We start from the raw sequence: 17,904 nt of genomic DNA on the forward strand, positions 1-17,904 counted from the left end.
GACATCATATGGACCAGACCTCCCGCCCCAACGAAGCCGACACCACCGACTGGGCCGACAAGCATTACCTGCTGGTCGACGACTTTGTCGGCATCCGCATTTTGCTGCGCGAGTCCTTGCGCAACCTGGGCGCGCGCCATATCGACCAGGCTGCCAGCGGCGGCGAAGCGATGAAGCTGCTGGCCAAGACGCGCTACGACGTGGTGTTGTGCGACTACAACCTCGGCGAAGGCAAGAACGGCCAGCAGGTGCTCGAAGAGACGCGCGTGCGCAACCTGACGGCGCCGTCGAGCGTGTGGCTGATGGTGTCGGCCGAGAAAAGCGTGGAATCGGTAATGGGCGCGGCCGAGCACCAGCCCGACGCCTACCTGATCAAGCCGATCACGGAAGGCGTGCTGCTGACGCGATTGAACCGCGTCTGGCATAAAAAGCAGGTATTTCGCGAGATCGACCAGGCCTGCATGGAAAAGGATTACCTGCGCGCGGCCAAATTGTGCGATGCGCAGATCGCGCAGAACAAGCTGCACGAACTGGAACTGCTGCGCATGAAGGCTACCTTGCTGCTGAAAAGCGGCGAGCCGGAAAAGGCGCGCGCCATCTATGAAAAAGTGCTGGCCGAGCGGGACTACAGCTGGGCCAGGGCAGGGCTGGGCAAGATCCGCATGAACAATGGCGAGCACGAGGCGGCGCGCCAGATCTTCCAGGGCGTGATTGTCGAAAACCGCTACTACATCGACGCCTACGACCAGATGGCGGTGGCCTACCAGCTGATGGGCCAGCACGAGGAAGCGTGCGGCGTGCTGGAAAAGGCGGCGCGCCTGTCGCCCAATTCCGTGCCGCGCCAGCGCAACTTGGGCCAGGCGGCGCTGAAAATCGGCAATGTCAGCATGGCCGAAAAGGCATTTCGCAAATGCGTGGCGATCGGCGAATTTTCCGTGATGAAGACGGTGGACGCCTACCTGGGCCTGGCGCGCGTGTGCGGCATGAAAAAGGACGCCAAGGAAGCGCTGCAATGGCTGCTGCTGGCGCAGCGCGAATTTCCACCCGAAGAGATCGGCCTGCGCGCCAAGATTACCGAAGGCATGGTGCACCATGAAACGGGCGACTACCGGCGCGCGCGCAAGTGCGGCGACGAGCTCGAAGCGATGCTGCTGGAGGACCCGGCGCGGCCCGAGAAGGCCATCTGCATGGAGCTGGCCACCTTGCTGTTCGCCGTCGGCGTGAAGGACGCGCCGGCCGGCCTGTTGTGCTATGTGGTGAAGAACAACCACGACAACCAGGTGGTGCAGGACGAAGTGCAGAAGATCTTCGACAAGGCGAAGATGGGCGACGAAGGTACCAGCCTGATCCTGGCCTCGCGCAAGGAAGCGTCGGACCTGATGAACAAGGGCGTGCTGCTGTGGAAGACCGACAAGCTCGACGACGCCGTGGCGTGGATGCGCGCCGCGCGCGTCAAGCTGCCGAACAATCTGCGCATCCTGTTCAACTCGGCGCAGATCATCGTTTCTTACTTGCAACAGCGCGGCTACCACGCGGACCTGGCGGCGGAAGCGGTCGAAGTGTTGTTATATGTGGACAAAATTGCACCAGGCCAGCAGCGCTTTGCCCAGCTAATGGAGCAATTGATGCAGCTGACGCCCGACGCCAGGGCCGAAGATGCGCCCGGCGCGGCCGCCGACGGGGCTTTGGTGCCGGCAGTCAAAGTCGTGGCGGCACCGGAAAAAGCCGTAAAAACCATGCGCGGCCGTGGCGGATGATAAACTACGCGCCAGCGTGGTGCAGGCAGCTGCCTGATCTGCGCTTGAGTTGCTTTACAACAATAAGGAAGAAACTATGCGTGATGTGGTCAATGAAGTATACAAAAAAATGAAGGTTGGCAGCATTGCCTGGGTACGCCCGGTTGCCGCCAAGGGGGACACGCTGGAGTCGTTCCAGAACTCGTACGAGCACGCCAAGGCGCTGGCCGACGAGGGCCTGATCACGATCGGCGACGTCAAGCGCCAGGACGACAACATGATCGAAGCCATCCGCATTCATCGCCTGGCCTGATTGCCTGCATTTTCGGATACGTTGCACATACTGCCCAGTCTGGCGGAAATGGCGTCACGCTCACGTCTTTTTCACCTAACGGCTGAAACTGGGGGCAGACCCTGAGGGGCTGACCCCGGCTGTTCATGGGTTCGGCAAAAATTACGGCTTGCCTGCCTTGCCCTTCGGGGCCGCTGCGCGCCGGACCGGCGCCTTGGCCTTCGCTACCGTCTCTGCCACGGCCGGCTTGGCACGTGGCGCAGGCTTGGGCTTGCTTTCGGCCGCTGCTTCCGGCTCGGCCTTGGCCTTGGCCGGTTCCGGCGTCATTGCCGTCGACACGGCCTGCTTGAACTGATCCTGCAGCAAATTCCACCATGCCGTCGGATTGGCCAGCTGGGCCGCCGCATCGCTGGCCGGGTTTGTTGGCTGTGCCTGCTGTACCGGCTCGGCAGCCGGTGGCGGCGCGGCGGGCGCCTGCTCGGGCTCCTTGGCTGGCGCCGGTGCCTGCTGGAAAAAGGCCGAGGCGTACGGTACCGAGTCGAACAGGTTCTTGTCGGTTGCGCCCGGCTGCTTGATGGCGGCCGCCATCGAGGCGCCCATCGATTTCAGGGTGGCAATCGTGCCGCGCTGCACTTCCAGCGCCTGGATGCTGCCGCGCAGCATGCTGGTATTGAGGTTCAGCCATGCTTCGACTGCCTTCAGATCGCTGATTTTCTTGTCCAGTTCCTCGACCGACAGGCTCGGTGCCGTAATGCCGGGCACGCCCATGCCAGGCACACTCATGCTGCCCCACAGGTTCTTGACGAAGTCGAGCGTATCGGTCACAACTGCTGCGCCCGGAATATGGGGCATTTGCGGATTTGCCATGCGAGAGTCTCCTGGTGGGTCGATATCCTTAGCGTAGCAGATAAGCGCGTCCTGCTGATGAAATGCCAGCCACATATTTCACGGGGATTTCCGTGGAAACCGCGGCGTGTTGATCTGCAGCAAGAAAGCGCATATCCGGTGCAGGCGTTACACTAGCGGGCATGACGTCAGCCTCTTTTTTCAAGCCGCCGCGCCGCCGCACCATCATCTTTGTCGCCGTGATCGGCGTGCTGCATTACGCCGCGCTGCACTGGCTGACCGCGCAGGCGAACCGTATCGCCGTGCCGGCGCCGGAACAGCTGGTCAGCATGGCCATCGTGGCCGAGGCGCCGCAGCCCTTGCCGGAGCCGGAGCCGGTGCCGGAGCTGGCTGCGCCTGTGCCGCTGCCGCCGCCGCCCGCACCCGTGCTGCCGGCCTTGCCGCCGCCGGTCGACCTGCCGCAGCCAAGCGTGCCGGAAATGGCAGAAGCGCCTGCCGCGCCGCCTGTGCCGGAAGCACCGGCGCCCGCCCTGGTGCAATTGCCGGCCATTGCGGCACCTGCGCCGGCCGCCGAGGCAGTACCGCCTGCGCCACCGGCCGCGCCGCCAGTGGAGCAGGCGCGCCAGTACAAGACCGATGTGCCGGCCTCGGCCAAATTCGAGCTGCAGGTGGACCGCCGCGACGCCGATGGCACCAAATGGACGGGCGTGGCGGCGATGGCGTGGCAGAACCGGGGCGACCGCTATGACCTGACGCTGGAAGCGGGCCTGAACATGTTTATCACCCGCATCAACCTGCTGGTGCTGAGCAGCGAAGGCCTGATCGACGCGAGCGGCGTGGTACCCGTCAAGGCGACGGAAAAGCGCAAGGGCCGCGCGCAGACGGCCACGCATTTCAATGCGGCCGACAAGGTCATCACGTTCTCGGCCACATCGGCCACGGCGCCGTGGCAGGCGGGCGTGCAGGACAAGGCCAGCCTGCCGTTCCAGCTGGCCGCCATCGGCCGCGCCGATGTGAAGCAATTGGCCGGCAATATCGACATCCTGGTGGGCGAAGAAAAGAACGCCACCGTGTTCCGCTTCCAGATGGTGGGCGAGGAGGAACTCGAGACGGCAATGGGCCGCCTGGCGACCTGGCATCTGCGCCGGCCGCCCAGGAAGGGCACGTATTCCTCGCAGCTCGATATCTGGCTGGCGCCGTCGATGCAATGGTATCCGGTACAAATACGCAATACTGAAGCGAACGGGGCGCTCACCACGCAAACCGTGACCAAACTCACTGTGACAGGAAATTAAATGGCGTTTACTCCGATCAAACAACTCCTGGCTGCCAGCTTGCTGGCCGCTGCCCTCGCGCCAGCCATGGCGGCCGATGACGAGCATCCCGTCGTCAAGCGGCCATTCAAGCTGGCGCCGTCGGCCGACCTGGTCTATTCGATCAAGGCCAAACAGAAAGGCATGTCGCTGTCCGGCGAATCGGTCAGCACCTGGCGCGCCGGCGACGGCACGTATTCGCTGCTGGCCGAAACCAAAGCCGCGCTGTTCGGCAAGATCCTCGAGCAGCGCAGCGACGGCACGGTCGATGACTACGGCCTGGCGCCGGCCCGCTTCGTGGAAAAACGGTTCCGCAAGGAAGCGGCCACCGCCGATTTCAAGCGCGACAGCAAAACCATCGTGTTCAGCGAAGGCGACAAGAGCTATCCCTTGAAAGGCGGCGAGCAGGACCGCAACAGCGCCGTCTGGCAGCTGACAGCCGTGGCCCGCGCCGCGCCCGAAAAATTCGTGCCCGGCTCCGAGTGGGCCTTCTTTGTGGCCGGCCGCCACGACGCCGAGCCATGGATCTTCAAGGTCATCAAGGAAGAGACCGTTGGCACCGGACAGGGGCTGGTGACTGCCCTGCACCTGACCAAGGCGCCGCCGACCGACAAGAAGGGCCAGCAGGTGGACCTGTGGCTGGCGCCAGCGCTCGACTGGTATCCGGTCAAGGTGACGTTTGCCGACGAGGATGGGGATTATGTGGAGCAGACGTTGCAGAAAATCGTTAAAAAATAAATCGAATATCCAACCCAAGAGCAGAAACCGGGGTCGGACCCTCAGGGTCCGACCGCAGCCTTTCGCCGTCAGGAGTTTTTGCCGATACAACACCTGCCTGCCAGGCACCCCCATCGGTCAAATTGCATATCAGAACTGATATACTGACGCCCCCGCATACCTTTATGCCCGCAGCGCCGTCAGGGCCCGCTGCGCCGCCCGCTGAACACTCATCCGGAATAGAATGATTGATATAATGGCAAGTGCAGCCGTGGCTGCGGATGTAAATGAAACCGAGCAGGAGCATCACGATTCGTTGCAGGCGCATTTCCAGCCGAATATTTCGGCTGACGAGATCGAGCAAGTCTTTCATCTGAAGCGCGCGCAGCCCTTGCTGCAGGTGTTTACGGCGCTGTTCCACGGCGGTTTCGATGGCGTGCTGGTGCGCCTGCTGGTGCTGCGCGAACTGGCGGCCGACGCGGCCACCTCGTCGTATACGCGCGCCGACATCAATACCCGTCTTGCCTACCTTTTGCCGGAAAGCCTGGAAACGGTGCTGCTGCGCCTGCGCAGCAACCAGTTGCTGGCCTGGGATGCGCAGCAGGGCGTGTACCGCGTGACGCCCATGGCGCGCAATGTGCTCTCCGCCATCGATGGCCTGCTGGGCCTGGGCCAGACCGAAGACGAAGCGGAAATGGGCTTTCTGCTGTCGCAGGTGGCCGGCGCCCAGGCCGTGGGCGGCGTGTCGGTGGAACAACTGCAGCACTTGCTGGGCCGTCTGGTCGACCTGACGGACGAGTTTTCCGACGCGATCGCCTCCGGGTCGGAATTCCGGCTGCGCACGGCGCAGGCGAAATGGAACATGGCCTGCGACTGGGTCGAGAAGGGTTCCGAGATCCTGGTGGCGATTACCTCCGACGAAAACGCCGATGGCGCCACGCACAAGGCGGCCCAGGCGATTGGCCGCGCGCAAAGCAAGCTGCTCAACATGCAGGGCATGTTCTCGCGCGCGCTGAACCAGATCGAGCGCCAGCGCGTGCACCTGGGCCAGTCCGGCCTGTCGACCACCGACATCAAGCGCTGGCTGCTGCAGCACGAGGACCTGGCCTCGCTGGCCGAAGGCGCCATCGACCAGCCCGTCGTGCCGCTGTTCTCGACGCCGGCCGAAATGATCGACGTGGCCGAAACGGAACTGCTGTCCGAACGCGCGGCCGGCGTGGCGCAGACCGGACTGCCCAGCGGCGAAGACGCCCCCACCACCATCAGCGACGGACCTGCCATGCAACTGGAACTTGACGATTTACTGGAACGGCTGTCGAACTTTGCCAGCCTGGGCAACTTTCCCAGCATCGGCGAGGAAGGGCCGAAGTCGGTGCCGGTGCAGGATTCGCTGCTGCCGGCCAGCTTTGCCGTGGCGTCCTACCGCGCCTCGATGCTGCCGCTGCTGGGCGACGTGTCCGAAGCGAGCCTGCAGGGCGCGACGGCCGAACTGGCCCGTTTGCCGATCACCTTTACACCGACCGACGAGATGGTCCAGCTGAACGACCCGCATGTGGCGGCCATGTCGATCGCCTCGCTTTCACTGAATGTTTCACTTGATTTAGATAGCGGCCCTGCCGATGAATGACGATTCCCAAATCCTGATTGCGCGCCTGCTCACGCATCAAACCCTGCGCCGCGACGACAAGCTGGTCAAGCGCGTGCTGTCGGACGAGCTGTTCCGCGCCGAGATCGACGCACGCCTGCTGGCCTGCGGCCTGAAACTGCTCGACAATGTGTATGCCGACCATGTCACGCTGGCGCTCACACGCGTGATCGAGCCGAAGATTTTCGGCGCGCGCGACGTCTGGCAGAACAATAACTTCGGCCTGGCCCGCGATGGCGTGGCCCTGCTGGTGGTGCTGTGGGCGCAGATTATTTTGCCCAAGCGCGAACGCCAGGAAACCCACCAGCATGCGGACGACGACCAGAACGACATGTTCGGCACCGACAAGCCGCTGCCGCGCGCGGAAGACGCCTCGATCGGCATCGCCTACAAGGCCCTGCTGGCCGACTTCGGCGACAAGCTGGGCAAGAAGACGCGGATGGACATGAACCTGGGCACGCTGGCCAAGCTGGGCTTCATCGAGCGGCGCGGCGACTTTATCGTCGAAGGTCCCTTGCTGGACCTGATGATGGATACCGACGTCCTGAAAGAGCGCATTATCAATGGCGCGCTGGCCGACGTGTTCAAGCGGGCGCCATCGCGCCTGGTGGCGGTCGAACTCGACGCCGATGCCGATCTGTCCGCCGATATCGCCGACACCGGCGACGATGTCTCGCCCGACCTCCCACACTGAAAGCGGCCATGTTTCATATCAAATCACTTGAACTGGTGCACTGGGATTACTGGCAGCGCATCAAGAATATTCCGCTCGACGCCAAGATCATCACGATTGCCGGCCAGAACGGTTCCGGCAAGACCACCTTGCTCGACGCGCTGCGCACCCTGTTCGGCCTCGACTGCTCGATGGGGCGTACCTACAAGCACTATGCGCGCCATTCGGGCCAGCAGACAGCCTGGCTGCGCGCCGTGGTCGACAACCGCAACGTGGGCAAGCAACTGTCGAACCGGCCGTTTCGCAGCTCGGGCTTTTTCAGCGACGATGAAGTGACGCTGTTCTGCCAGATCCAGAAGAACGGCGGCGACTGGAAGCGCCAGTACCTGATGCGTCCAGGCAATGTGCAGATCGAAGATATTTCTGACGCGAATGACTGGCTGGGCGTGGAAAACTACCGCAAGCGCCTGGCCAATGCCGGCCTGTCGCCGGCCATGTCGAAAGTGCTGGCGCTCGAGCAGGGCGAGACGGACAAGCTGTGCGAATACGCGCCGCGCCAGCTGCTCGACCTGGTATTCCAGGTGTTCGGCGACAAGGAAGTGCTGGACGCCTACGACGAAGCCAAGCGCCACCAGCGCGACACGGAAGTGGAACTGAAGCGTTTCGAGACGGAACTGGAAGCGTCGAAAACCAATCTGGAAGGCCTGCGCCTGCGCGTGGCCAATTACCATCAGTGGGAAGGCCTGCACCGCGAGCGGCGCAACCTGCTCGAAGAAGTGCTGCCCAGCCTGCAGTACCACGAGGCACGCGAAAAAGCGGCCACTGTCAGCCGCCAGTTGCGCGACGCGCGCAAACCGATGGTGCTGAACGACCCGCTGCTGGCCGACAAGCGCAATGCGCTGGCGGCGCAAGCCAAGGCCCTGTCGGACGCGCAGATGAACGAAACGCTGCTGGAGCAGGAATCGATCGGCCTGCAGAGCCGTCTCGGGCTGATCAACGCCAAGTTGAAACCGCTCGACAGCCTGCTGGAACAGAAGGAACGCCTGCAAAAGCTGGCGGCCGACTCGGGCAGCGATATCGCTGCCGTGGCGGCGCAGCTGGAACAGCAGGAAGCGGCCTTGCTGGCCCAGCGCCAGCAGCGCGACGCGCTGTCGGCGCGCATCGCCGGCGAGCAGGCGACGATCGCCGCGCTGCAGGGCAAGACGGCCATGCCGGAGCCGGACAATGTGCGCGCCATGCGCCGCGCGCTGCGCGATGCGGGCATCGGCCACGCCATGCTGTCCGATATCGTCGAAGTGACGGACAGCCGCTGGCAGGGCGCCGTCGAAGGCGTACTGGGCGGCTATGCGTCGGTGGTGCTGCTGGACAAGGCCAAGGACGGGCCGGAGGCCTACCGCCTGGCCGAGAAGGAGCGCTACCGCCACTTTATCGTGCCGGACCTGGTCACGGCGCCAGCCGTGAAAGACGACAGCCTGCTGGCGGTGGTGAAATTCTCCGCGCCGGTGCCGAGCTGGCTGATCGAACAGTTGTCGCGCATCGCGCGCGTCGACTCGGTCGAGGCCGGCTTCAGGCTGGGCAACCATGAGGAGTGGATCACGCCCGAGGCGTATCACCGCGAACGCCGGGGCGGGCGCTCGCTGTTCGTGGAAGCATCGCGCTACCGCTTCGGCCAGGCCGGCCGCAGCGGCCGCCTGGAAGCGCTGCTGCGCTCCTTGCCGGGGCTGGAAGCGCAGGAAGACACGCTGACATTGGGCATCTCGAAACTGGCCGCCGAAGTGGGCAATCTGAAAGCACGCATCGCCGGCGTCGACGCGGCCAAGGAACTCAGTGCCCGCCAGGAAGAATTTGCCGAAGCGCTGCGCAACTCGAAGCCGTTGAAGGAAGAGCGGCTGGAGGTGGGCGGGCGCCTGGGCGAATTGCAGAACCTCACCAAGAACGCCACCGTGGCGCGCACGCGCGCCGATACCGTGTGGCAGAACGCGCGCCTGGCCCTGTCGGAAGCGGAAGCCGGTTCGCGCCTGGGCTACAAGAAACAGATCGAGCAGCGCGCCGACCATGCGCGCGCCTTGCTGGCGCTGCGCCATGCGTGGCGCCACCTGCCGCGCAGCTGGCGCCGTCCCGCGCGCCGCGCCGCGCTGGTGGCCGAACACCAGAATGCGCACCAGGTCGATTTGCGCGTGGCCAGCCTGCAGAACAGCCTGGCGCGCGACGACTGGGAACTGGACGCCACCGTGATCGACCAGCATCACCGCCTGTCGGAGCAACTAAGCGGGCGCCAGTCGGAAACCGACGAGCGCCGCTACCAGAACAACCGCGCCATCGAAGCGACCGGCAACGCGCGCGGCGCCTACATGGAGCGGCTGCGCTACACGATCAAGACCTACAGCAAGAACATCAAGGAGCTGGGCGAGCTGGCCGGCATCGAAGTGCATGCCGATCCGGTGCGCCTGGAAAACGACGATGTGCAGCTGTCGCAGGCGGGCCTGCACGTGCGCTTCAAGTTCGACGGCAAAGGTATTATCGGCATGAACGATGGCGAAGCGTCGGGTGGCCAGCAGGTGATGAAATCCCTGGTGTTGCTGATCGGCCTGCTGAAATCGGAAGGCGGCTCGGGCGGCTTCGTCTTCATCGACGAACCGTTTGCCCACCTCGATATCCGCAATATCCAGCTGGTCGGCGAGTTCCTGAAAAACACCGAAGCGCAGTACCTGATGACCACGCCGCTGACGCACAATACCGACGTCTACGATCCATCCGAACTGACATTGATTACCAGCAAAAAGAAAAAGGACACGCAATGGGCGCAACCGATTTTCGTACTGCAGCGGCGCCAGGAGCCGGCCGCCGGCAAGGTGGCTTGATGAAGCTGGCGCTGGTGCTGGCACCGGTGCTGGCGCTGGCGGCATCGGCGCCGGCGATGGCCAATGACGGCATCGGCTCGGTCAGCACCGGCGGCATTATCGTCGGCAAGACCGATGCCGTGGCGATGAAAAAGGAAGTGCTGACCGTCAGCCCGGACCTGATCAAGGTCGAGTACGAATTCGTCAACGAATCAAAAGCGGACGTGGAAGAGACCATCATCTTTCCGCTGCCGCCTTACGAGGCGGGCTACCATCCGTCGCCCACGTATTACGGCCAGCCGAAACAGTTTTCGATCGAGGTCGACGGCCAGCGCCGCGACTACCAGACCGTGCTGGTCGCCAAACTGGACGGCAAGGACGTGACGGCGCGCCTCAAAGCGCTGGGTCTGACGGACCGGCAAGTGGCATATTTCCCGTCGTTCAGCCCGTTCGACAGGAAGGTGGAGCCACTCACCGCCGCGCAGAAAAAAGCCCTGATAGCCGATGACCTGCTGGCCAAGCTGTCTGACGACGAGCAATGGGTGCCGGCCTGGTCCGTGACAGTGGTCTACCAATGGCGGCAAGCATTCCCGGCCGGTAAAACCGTGCGCGTGCGCCACCAATATGCGCCGTTCGTGGCCGCCGGACCCGGCGCCTCTTACCTGGGCGAAGGCAAGGAATTTGAACAGAAATACTGCGGTGACAAAGCCTTCTATGCCACCTGGAACAAGCTGGCAAAACAGCGCGGCGAGAGCGGCTTCGTCAATGCCAAGTGGGTCTCGTACATCCTGAAGACCGGCAACACCTGGAAGAACGGCATCGAGGACTTTACCCTGAACCTGGTCAAGGGCAAGCCGGATGAGCTGATCAGCCTGTGTTTTCCCGGCACGTTTACCAAGATCAACCCGACCACCTTGCAGGTGAAACTGCGCAATTTCCGCCCCACCCAGGACTTGAACGTCTACTTCGGCAATCTCGAAGATGGCGGCGAGAATACGGGCGAGGCGCCCACGCTGCGCAGCAATTATTTAATAAAGAAATAGAGAGAGCGCACCTTGATTCCTGTTGCCATCCACCGTGCCGTCCGCCTGCTGTGCCTGGGCACGGCCTTCGCTGCCTCTGCCGCCCAGGCGGGTACTTACACCGATTTCGTGCAGGCCAATGACCGCTATGCGGTGCTGATGCTGCACGCCAAACCCGCGCAGGGCTTGCCACAATTGAGCGACCCGGCCGTCGCGCCGCTGCTGGCCATCGTCACCGACGGGCCGCGACTGTTTGCCAAGCCAGACGCACCGCTGGCGAACATGCAGACCAGCATCGGCATCTGCACCCAGGTCGGCGACTATGCCAGGTATTACCAGAAGGCCGGTCTGGCCGGCCTGTCGTCGCAGGAGGCACAGCGCGCGCAGGTCGAGCGGAACCTGGCCCGTTATGGCGACGAGATGAGCGCGCTGTTCGGCTTTGTCATCGATTGCAATGCGCACTTGGTCACCCTGATGGATGCCGAACGCCAGGCCAGGCCGGAGGAGGCCGCAACGGAAGCGGGCAAGGAACGCCTGCACGACTTCAGCGTCAATTCGGCCACGGCCTACGCGGGCCTGGTGCAGTTTGTCGCCATGCCGTACTGGACCGTGCCGCAAAAGAAAACCATGCTGGAAGCGGCGGCGCGCCATGCGACCGTCAATGCGGCCATGATGAAGCCGGAGATGCGCCAGGCGCTGCTGGCCAGCCTGGCTGACAATGCGGCAAGCTTCGATTCCTCGCTGGCCGCGCCGCTGGCCACCATCCGCCAGGCGCTGGCGGCCACTACTTGCACCGGACTGTGCGAATACTGAGTTTTTATTCCGATGTTGGCAAAGGCTGGCTGCGCTGGCGCCAGCGCAGCAGGCCCCAGGCGTACGTGGCGTAGTAGCCGGTGACCAGGCCGTAGGCGGCCATGGTCAGCGGACTCTGGCCGAACGGGGGCGGCGGCACCGGCACGTCCAGGCGCGTGTTCAGGTAGATTTCCATGCCGCGGTACAGCAGGCGGGCGATAAACAGCATGGTGATGGCCAGGCCCAGGTAGCGGTGCTGGGTAAAGTAAAAATCCTTGCCCACCTGCTCGAAGCGCGTCAGCTTGATGCCCAGCACGCCCAGCCAGCCGCCGGCCAGCACGCCGGCGCCCAGGCTCGACAGTGGCAATATCTCGAATTTCGTCGTCGTCGCCAGGAACAGAATCAGCGCGGGCACGGCAGTTGCCACCAGCCAGTGGCGCCACGGCTGCGACTTCTGGCGCGCCACCAGTTTTTTCAGGCGCGAATAGATGCGCCAGACCAGCAGCGGGACCAGGAACAGCAGGGCGAGGGTGGTGGTTTCCATGTAGAGCTTCGGCAACGGTAAAACAGCGATTGTAAGCCAGATCGGCGTGACGATGGCAGGCCATGGAAATGTTGCTTGTTGACATTTTGGTGACTGGTCAGCACTATGGCCGGTTCCTCATCCACTGTTGCCGGAGCGCCATGTCCCCCCGTTTCCCCTTGCTGCCCGTTACCGTTGGCCTGATGGCCGCCTCCTCCATGGCCGCTGCACAGACGGGCGGCTATCAGCAGCCGCCCGCCGCCCTGCAAGCGATTGTCGATGCGCCGCGCGCGCCCACCCTGAGCCTGGGCCCGAAACGCAACCTGGCGGCCGTGCTGCCAACGCCGTCGCTGCCCGGCATCAGCGAAGTGGCGCAACCGGAACTGAAGCTGGCCGGCCTGCGCATCAATCCGCGCACCTATTCGTCGAGCCGTTTCAGCTTTTACACGGGCCTGGGCCTGCTCGACATTGATACGCAAAAGGAAATCAAGGTCAGCGGCCTGCCCGCCAACCCGCGCATCGCCGACCTGGCCTGGTCGCCCGACCAGCATTACCTGGCGTTCAGCAATGTGGTGCATGCCGATGCCGCCAAAGGCATCAGGGAATCGGGCGTGGAACTGTGGCTGCTCGATGTGCACACCAAAGTGGCGCGCAAGCTGGCCAGGGAGCCCTTGTCGAACGTGTATGGCCGCGGCTTTTCGTGGATGCCGGACAGCAGCACCCTGCTGGTGCAACTGAAACCCGCCAAACTGGGCGCGGCGCCCGCCGTCACCGGCATCCCGACCGGCCCGGCGATCCAGGACAGCCTGCCCGGCGGCGCCGTCAAGCAATTGCGCACCTATCCCGACCTGCTGAAAAACGAGCAGGATGCGCAATTGTTCGAGCACTACATCACGGTGCAGCTGGCTTTGCTCGATGTATCGGGCAAGCAGCGCCTGGTGGGCCAGCCGGGCCAGTTTTCGCGCGTCTCGGCCGCACCGGGCGGCAAGTATCTGCTGACGGCCAGCGTCGAGCGCCCGTACTCGTATATCGTGCCGGCGCGCGACTTCGGCAGCCGGATCGAAGTGCGCGACCTGGCCGGCAAGGTAGTGCATGTGGTGGCCACCTTGCCGCTGGAAGAAGGCCTGCCGCCAGGCAATGATGCGGTATCGCATGGCGTGCGCTCGGTCAGCTGGCGCGTCGATGCGCCGGCCACGCTGGTATGGGCCGAAGCGCAGGATGGCGGCGACCCGGCCAAAAGCGCCGAGATTCGCGACATCGTCTACACGCAGGCGGCGCCATTTACCGCCCGGCCGGCCGTGCTGGCCAAACTCGGTTCGCGCTATGCGGGCATCGCCTGGGGCCGCGGCGACCTAGCCCTGCTCAGCGAAGCGTGGTACAAGACGCGCGCTGTCAAACAGTGGCGCATCAATCCGGACCAGCCATCGCTGGAGGCGGGCACGCCGGGCGACCTGGTGTATTCGGGCTCGTTCGAGGACCGCTACAACGATCCGGGCCAGCCCGTCATGCGCGCCGATGCGGCCGGCTTGCCACGGTTGCTGATCGCAGCGGACAACTCCATTTTGCTCGATGGCGCCGGCGCCTCCGCCGAAGGCGACCGTCCGTTTATCGACCGCCTGAACCTGGTCACAAAAAAGAAGGAGCGCCTGTTCCAGAGCGCCGCGCCGTATTATGAAAACGTGGTGGCCGTGCTGGACGAAGACGGCACGCGCCTGCTGTCGACGCGCGAATCGCCGACCGAGCAGCCGAACTTTTATGTGCGCAACCTGAAGCCGGGCGCCACGCCATTGACGCCGCTCACGCAGTTCCCCCATCCGCTGCCGCAACTCAAGGATGTGCAGAAGGAACTGATCCGCTACCAGCGCGCCGACGGCGTCGACCTGACGGCGACACTGATGCTGCCACCCGGCTATGACGCCAGGCGCGACGGTCCGCTGCCGACCCTGATGTGGGCGTATCCGCAGGAATTCAAGACGGCCAGCGCCGCCAGCCAGACCAAGGGTTCGCCGCACAAGTTCAATGCTGTCAGCTATTGGGGCCCGGCCGCCTTCCTGGCCATGGGTTACGCCGTGCTCGACAATCCGTCCTTCCCCATCGTCGGCAACGGCGAGCAGGAGCCGAACGACACCTATCTGCCGCAGCTGGTGGCCGACGCCGAAGCGGCCGTCGACGAAGTGGTGCGGCGCGGCGTGGCCGACCGCAACCGCATCGCCATCGGCGGCCATTCGTATGGCGCCTTTATGACCGGCAACCTGCTGGCGCATACGCGGCTGTTCCGCGCCGGCATCGCCCGCAGCGGCGCCTACAACCGCACCTTGACGCCGTTCGGCTTCCAGTCGGAAGACCGGCCGTTCTGGCAGGCGCAGACCGTGTACCAGGCCATGTCGCCGTTTAACTATGCCGACAGGATCAAGGATGCGCTGCTGATGATCCACGGCGAGCAGGACAACAACTCGGGCACCTTCCCGATCCAGAGCGAGCGCATGTTCCAGGCCATCAAGGGCCTGGGTGGCACGGCCCGCCTGGTGATGCTGCCCAACGAAAGCCACGCCTACCGCGCGCGCGAGTCGATCCTGCACATGCTGTATGAAAGCAACAACTGGCTGGAAAAATACGTCAAAAACGCCGCGCCAGTCAATCCGCCGGCCGGCAAGGAAGGCCAATAAGGACGGCGGCCGGCGTCTCGTGGTATGGTCTTCCTTTGCCTGTTCGCCAAGGGAGGCCAGCCATGTCACCGTTTGCCATCAGCGCCCACCGCGCCCCGGACCCCGCACCGATCGACGATCCGCAGCCCGATTCCGCACCGGATACGGGCCACGACCATCGCCACGGCCCGGTGCACCCGGTACCGCAGGACGATCCCGTGCCCGATCCGCACCCCAGTTAATTTGTTAAAGAAAGGCTGTTACAGATGGCATTGATCAAGGAAAACTACACCCGCAAAGTCAGCGGCGATACGTTCGACTATGAACTCGAATACACCCCCGGCAGCGACGTCGGCTGGATCGCCCGCGTCTACCACGGCGGCGTGCTGAAGGGTTCGCCGCATGGCGCGCTGACGGCCAACGTGTTGTCCGGCCCGGCGCTGGAACAATACCTGCGCGCGTATGTCGAAGGCATGATCGAGCGTGGCATCGATATCGCGGAGTAAGTGGCAGGTTGAAAGGGTAGGTCGGATTGGCGCGCAGCGCGTAATCCGACAACGTCGTTGACGCCTGAGGTGTTGTCGGATTACGGCCTTCGGCCTAATCCGACCTACGCCCCCCGGTGAACGTAATAAACGAAAAGGGCGCCGAGGCGCCCTTTGTGTTTTGGATCAATCAAACGCCCAGGTGTACAGGATGTCCAGCGCATTGTTGGTGCCGGTCTGGAACTGCAAGGTAAAGCGGCGGTTCAGTTTGTAACGCAGCTTGACCAGGCTCGACGCCGTGCTGGCGCCTTGCTCGAACGTCAGGTAGGCGCGCGAGGACAGGCGCTTGCCGACCGTCACGACCGTGCTTTCCAGGCCGTCCGCCTGCGACAGGCCCACTTCATCGAGACCCAGCGAATTGGCCAGCTTGCCTTGCAGGCCGCCGCCCGAGCCGCCGAACAGGGCGCCGGCTGCGGTCGTCAGCAGGGCCATTTCGTCGCCGGCCGCCGATTCGGCACCGTGACCCAGGATCAGCCAGGCCAGCTTGTCGCTGTCGGACACGTTCGGCGTCGACACCAGCTTGGCGGTGGGCGCCTGCGCCGTGCCGCGCACTTCCACGCCTGCTTCCACATTGGTTTCCGACAGCGCTTCGCCTTCCGGACGCTTGCGTACGGCCAGCACGTTCAGCGATGGATTGTCGTAGGCGCCCGTGAAGTTGATCACGCCGCGTTCGATCGACAGCTTCTGGCCGTACGCCGCATACAGGCCGTTGGCGACGCGGATGCTGCCGGTGACGCGCGGTGCGGCGCGGTTCTGCACGCGGGCGCGGATATTGCCGGCCAGATCGGCATCGAGGCCCATGCCGCGCAGGTGGAAGGCGTTGCCCAGGTCAAACTCGACGTCGATATTGAGCGGCAGCTCGGGCGCGGCCTTGGTGGCGCGGCTGTTCCTGCCCAGCACCACCACGTCATCGCTTTGCGTCGGCGTGCCTTCCGGCGCCAGTTCGATCAGTGCGCGGTTGGCCTTGAACTTGCCTTCCAGGCTGAACAGTTTCTCGTTGCGCAGCACGGTGGCGTTGCCCGACAAAATCAAGGTGCGGTCCGGACGCGACAGCGCCGTCAGGCGGTCGGCCAGCAGTTTCAGTTCCATCGTCGCTTCGCCATTCGCAAAGCGTACCCAGCCGTCAAGCTGCGCCTTGCCGTTGCCGCCGTCAAAACTCAGGCGCTGCAGCTGCAATTGATCGCCGGCCAGCTTGGCCTGCAGCACGCCGTTGCGCAGTTTCAGGCCTTGCTCGGCCCAGTTGACCACCAGGCCGGTGCCGGCAATGTCGCCGTTCAGCAAGGGCGCGCCGATGGTGCCGCTGCCCGTCAGCGCCACTTTCAGGGCGCCGCCCAGTTCCAGTCCCGGTTGTCCCGCCAGCGGCCCCACCCACGCCAGCGAAGCGATATTGGTGGTGCCCGTCAGGCTGAGCGCACTGTTGTTGCTGATGCGTCCGGCAAGCATCTGCACGGTGCCGTTGATGTCGGTCTGGCCGGCGCGCGTGCCGTCCAGTTTTAAGGCCAGGCGCAGTTGCTGGTTGGCCACGTCGACGCGTGCGTCCAGGGTGCGCAGGCCCAGCGTCAATGGCTGGTCGACGCCGACCGTCACGTCGCCTTTTTCGCGGAACACGTGCAGCATGCCGGCCAGCGCTGGTTCCTTCTGGCTGGCGGTGGCCGCCTGCATGTCGAGCGACCATTGCGCGCCCAGGGTCAGGTCGCCGCGCATGTTTTCCTTCAGCGCCGGCGCGAACTGCGCCAGGTAGTTCAGCGCCACGCCGGTGGCCTGGCCGGTGCTGGTCCAGCGCGGACCGTTCTTGGCCAGGCTTTGCATGGTGATGCTGCCGGCTGGCAGCTTGATCACGGTATTGCCCACGCTGACCTGTTCGGGCTTGCCCAGGCCGGCCACGCCGCTGCCGGCCGGGCCCGCCACCTTGATGGCTACGGGAGCTTGCAGCACCAGCGCATAGCGGCCCTTGTTCTGCAGGCTGTCGATGCTGCCGGTCCAGCTGGCGCCGCTCTGGCTGCCCCTGGCGGCAATCGTGGCGTCGAAATCGTCATTGCGCGCCGCAAGATTGATCGCATGGTTGCCGCGCGTGCCAGTGCTGGCCAGACGGGCAGTGGCCAGCTTGAAGGTCGGCGTGCTGTAGCCGGTAATCTCCAGTGTGCTGACCACCGGGTCCTGTGCGCCCTGGCCGGAGCCGACGCTGGCGCTGCCCTTGATCGCTTGCAGGCGCTGGTCGCCGAAGAAAGTCAGGTTGCTGCCGTCCAGGCTCAGCTGTGCAGATGGCGCATCCATCCTGCCCGCCACCACGCCCGAGGCCTGCAGCACGCCGGCAA

Annotated in this window: 15 protein-coding genes; 12 read left to right on the plus strand and 3 right to left on the minus strand. The window is 64.2% G+C overall.

Annotated features, from left to right (window positions below; all coding sequences use genetic code 11):
- Positions 1-8 precede the first annotated feature (8 nt).
- Both RTQ46_RS01555 and RTQ46_RS01560 read left to right on the plus strand, forming a co-directional pair.
- Positions 9-1,757 (plus strand): response regulator, encoded by a 1,749-nt coding sequence (locus RTQ46_RS01555; protein WP_312434145.1) that lies wholly within the window; start codon positions 9-11, stop codon positions 1,755-1,757.
- Between the two features lie 76 nt (positions 1,758-1,833).
- A complete protein-coding gene (locus RTQ46_RS01560; RefSeq protein ID WP_312434147.1) occupies positions 1,834-2,049 on the plus strand; it encodes a hypothetical protein in 216 nt (71 codons plus the stop codon).
- A 141-nt stretch (positions 2,050-2,190) separates the two neighbouring features.
- Here RTQ46_RS01560 and RTQ46_RS01565 read toward each other — a convergent pair whose 3' ends face one another.
- Positions 2,191-2,895 (minus strand): PhaM family polyhydroxyalkanoate granule multifunctional regulatory protein, encoded by a 705-nt coding sequence (locus RTQ46_RS01565; RefSeq protein ID WP_312434148.1) that lies wholly within the window; start codon positions 2,893-2,895, stop codon positions 2,191-2,193.
- Positions 2,896-3,056: 161 nt separating this feature from the next.
- Here RTQ46_RS01565 and RTQ46_RS01570 point away from each other — a divergent pair, with 161 nt between their 5' ends.
- The 7 genes from RTQ46_RS01570 (at position 3,057) to RTQ46_RS01600 (ending at position 11,897) form a co-directional block, all read left to right on the plus strand.
- On the plus strand, positions 3,057-4,169 hold the full coding sequence (locus RTQ46_RS01570; RefSeq protein WP_312434150.1) for a DUF3108 domain-containing protein: 1,113 nt from the start codon (positions 3,057-3,059) through the stop codon (positions 4,167-4,169).
- Positions 4,170-4,925, plus strand: a complete 756-nt coding sequence (locus tag RTQ46_RS01575) for a DUF3108 domain-containing protein (RefSeq protein ID WP_312434151.1) — start codon at positions 4,170-4,172, stop codon at positions 4,923-4,925.
- Positions 4,926-5,160: 235 nt separating this feature from the next.
- Complete coding sequence (locus RTQ46_RS01580) at positions 5,161-6,531, plus strand: hypothetical protein (protein ID WP_312434152.1); 1,371 nt, start codon at positions 5,161-5,163, stop codon at positions 6,529-6,531.
- Positions 6,524-7,243 carry a hypothetical protein gene (locus tag RTQ46_RS01585; RefSeq protein WP_312434154.1) on the plus strand — a complete coding sequence of 240 codons (720 nt, stop codon included), beginning with the start codon at positions 6,524-6,526 and terminating at the stop codon, positions 7,241-7,243. Before RTQ46_RS01580 ends, RTQ46_RS01585 begins: the two co-directional genes overlap by 8 nt.
- An 8-nt stretch (positions 7,244-7,251) precedes the next feature.
- Positions 7,252-10,083, plus strand: a complete 2,832-nt coding sequence (locus RTQ46_RS01590) for an ATP-binding protein (protein ID WP_312434155.1) — start codon at positions 7,252-7,254, stop codon at positions 10,081-10,083.
- On the plus strand, positions 10,083-11,105 hold the full coding sequence (locus tag RTQ46_RS01595; RefSeq protein ID WP_312434156.1) for a DUF4424 family protein: 1,023 nt from the start codon (positions 10,083-10,085) through the stop codon (positions 11,103-11,105). The genes RTQ46_RS01590 and RTQ46_RS01595 overlap by 1 nt, the downstream gene beginning before the upstream one ends.
- A 12-nt stretch (positions 11,106-11,117) precedes the next feature.
- A complete protein-coding gene (locus tag RTQ46_RS01600) occupies positions 11,118-11,897 on the plus strand; it encodes a hypothetical protein (RefSeq protein WP_312434157.1) in 780 nt (259 codons plus the stop codon).
- A gap of 4 nt (positions 11,898-11,901) precedes the next feature.
- On the opposite strand, the gene RTQ46_RS01605 is transcribed toward RTQ46_RS01600, so the two are convergent.
- Positions 11,902-12,420, minus strand: coding sequence for a hypothetical protein (locus RTQ46_RS01605; RefSeq protein ID WP_312434159.1), 519 nt, complete (start codon positions 12,418-12,420; stop codon positions 11,902-11,904).
- 140 nt (positions 12,421-12,560) lie between these two features.
- Here RTQ46_RS01605 and RTQ46_RS01610 point away from each other — a divergent pair, with 140 nt between their 5' ends.
- The 3 genes from RTQ46_RS01610 (at position 12,561) to RTQ46_RS01620 (ending at position 15,550) form a co-directional block, all read left to right on the plus strand.
- On the plus strand, positions 12,561-15,065 hold the full coding sequence (locus RTQ46_RS01610; protein ID WP_312434160.1) for an alpha/beta hydrolase family protein: 2,505 nt from the start codon (positions 12,561-12,563) through the stop codon (positions 15,063-15,065).
- 62 nt (positions 15,066-15,127) lie between these two features.
- The gene (locus RTQ46_RS01615; RefSeq protein WP_312434162.1) at positions 15,128-15,286 is read left to right on the plus strand and encodes a hypothetical protein; all 159 of its coding nucleotides are present in this window, start codon (positions 15,128-15,130) and stop codon (positions 15,284-15,286) included.
- Between the two features lie 24 nt (positions 15,287-15,310).
- Positions 15,311-15,550 (plus strand): hypothetical protein, encoded by a 240-nt coding sequence (locus tag RTQ46_RS01620; protein WP_312434164.1) that lies wholly within the window; start codon positions 15,311-15,313, stop codon positions 15,548-15,550.
- Between the two features lie 165 nt (positions 15,551-15,715).
- Here the strand turns inward: RTQ46_RS01620 and RTQ46_RS01625 are convergent.
- On the minus strand, positions 15,716-17,904 hold a 2,189-nt coding region (locus RTQ46_RS01625; protein ID WP_312434165.1), incomplete at its 5' end, for a translocation/assembly module TamB domain-containing protein.

The organism is Janthinobacterium sp. (genome assembly GCF_031995485.1).
Classification (GTDB): Bacteria; Pseudomonadota; Gammaproteobacteria; order Burkholderiales; family Burkholderiaceae_D; genus Janthinobacterium.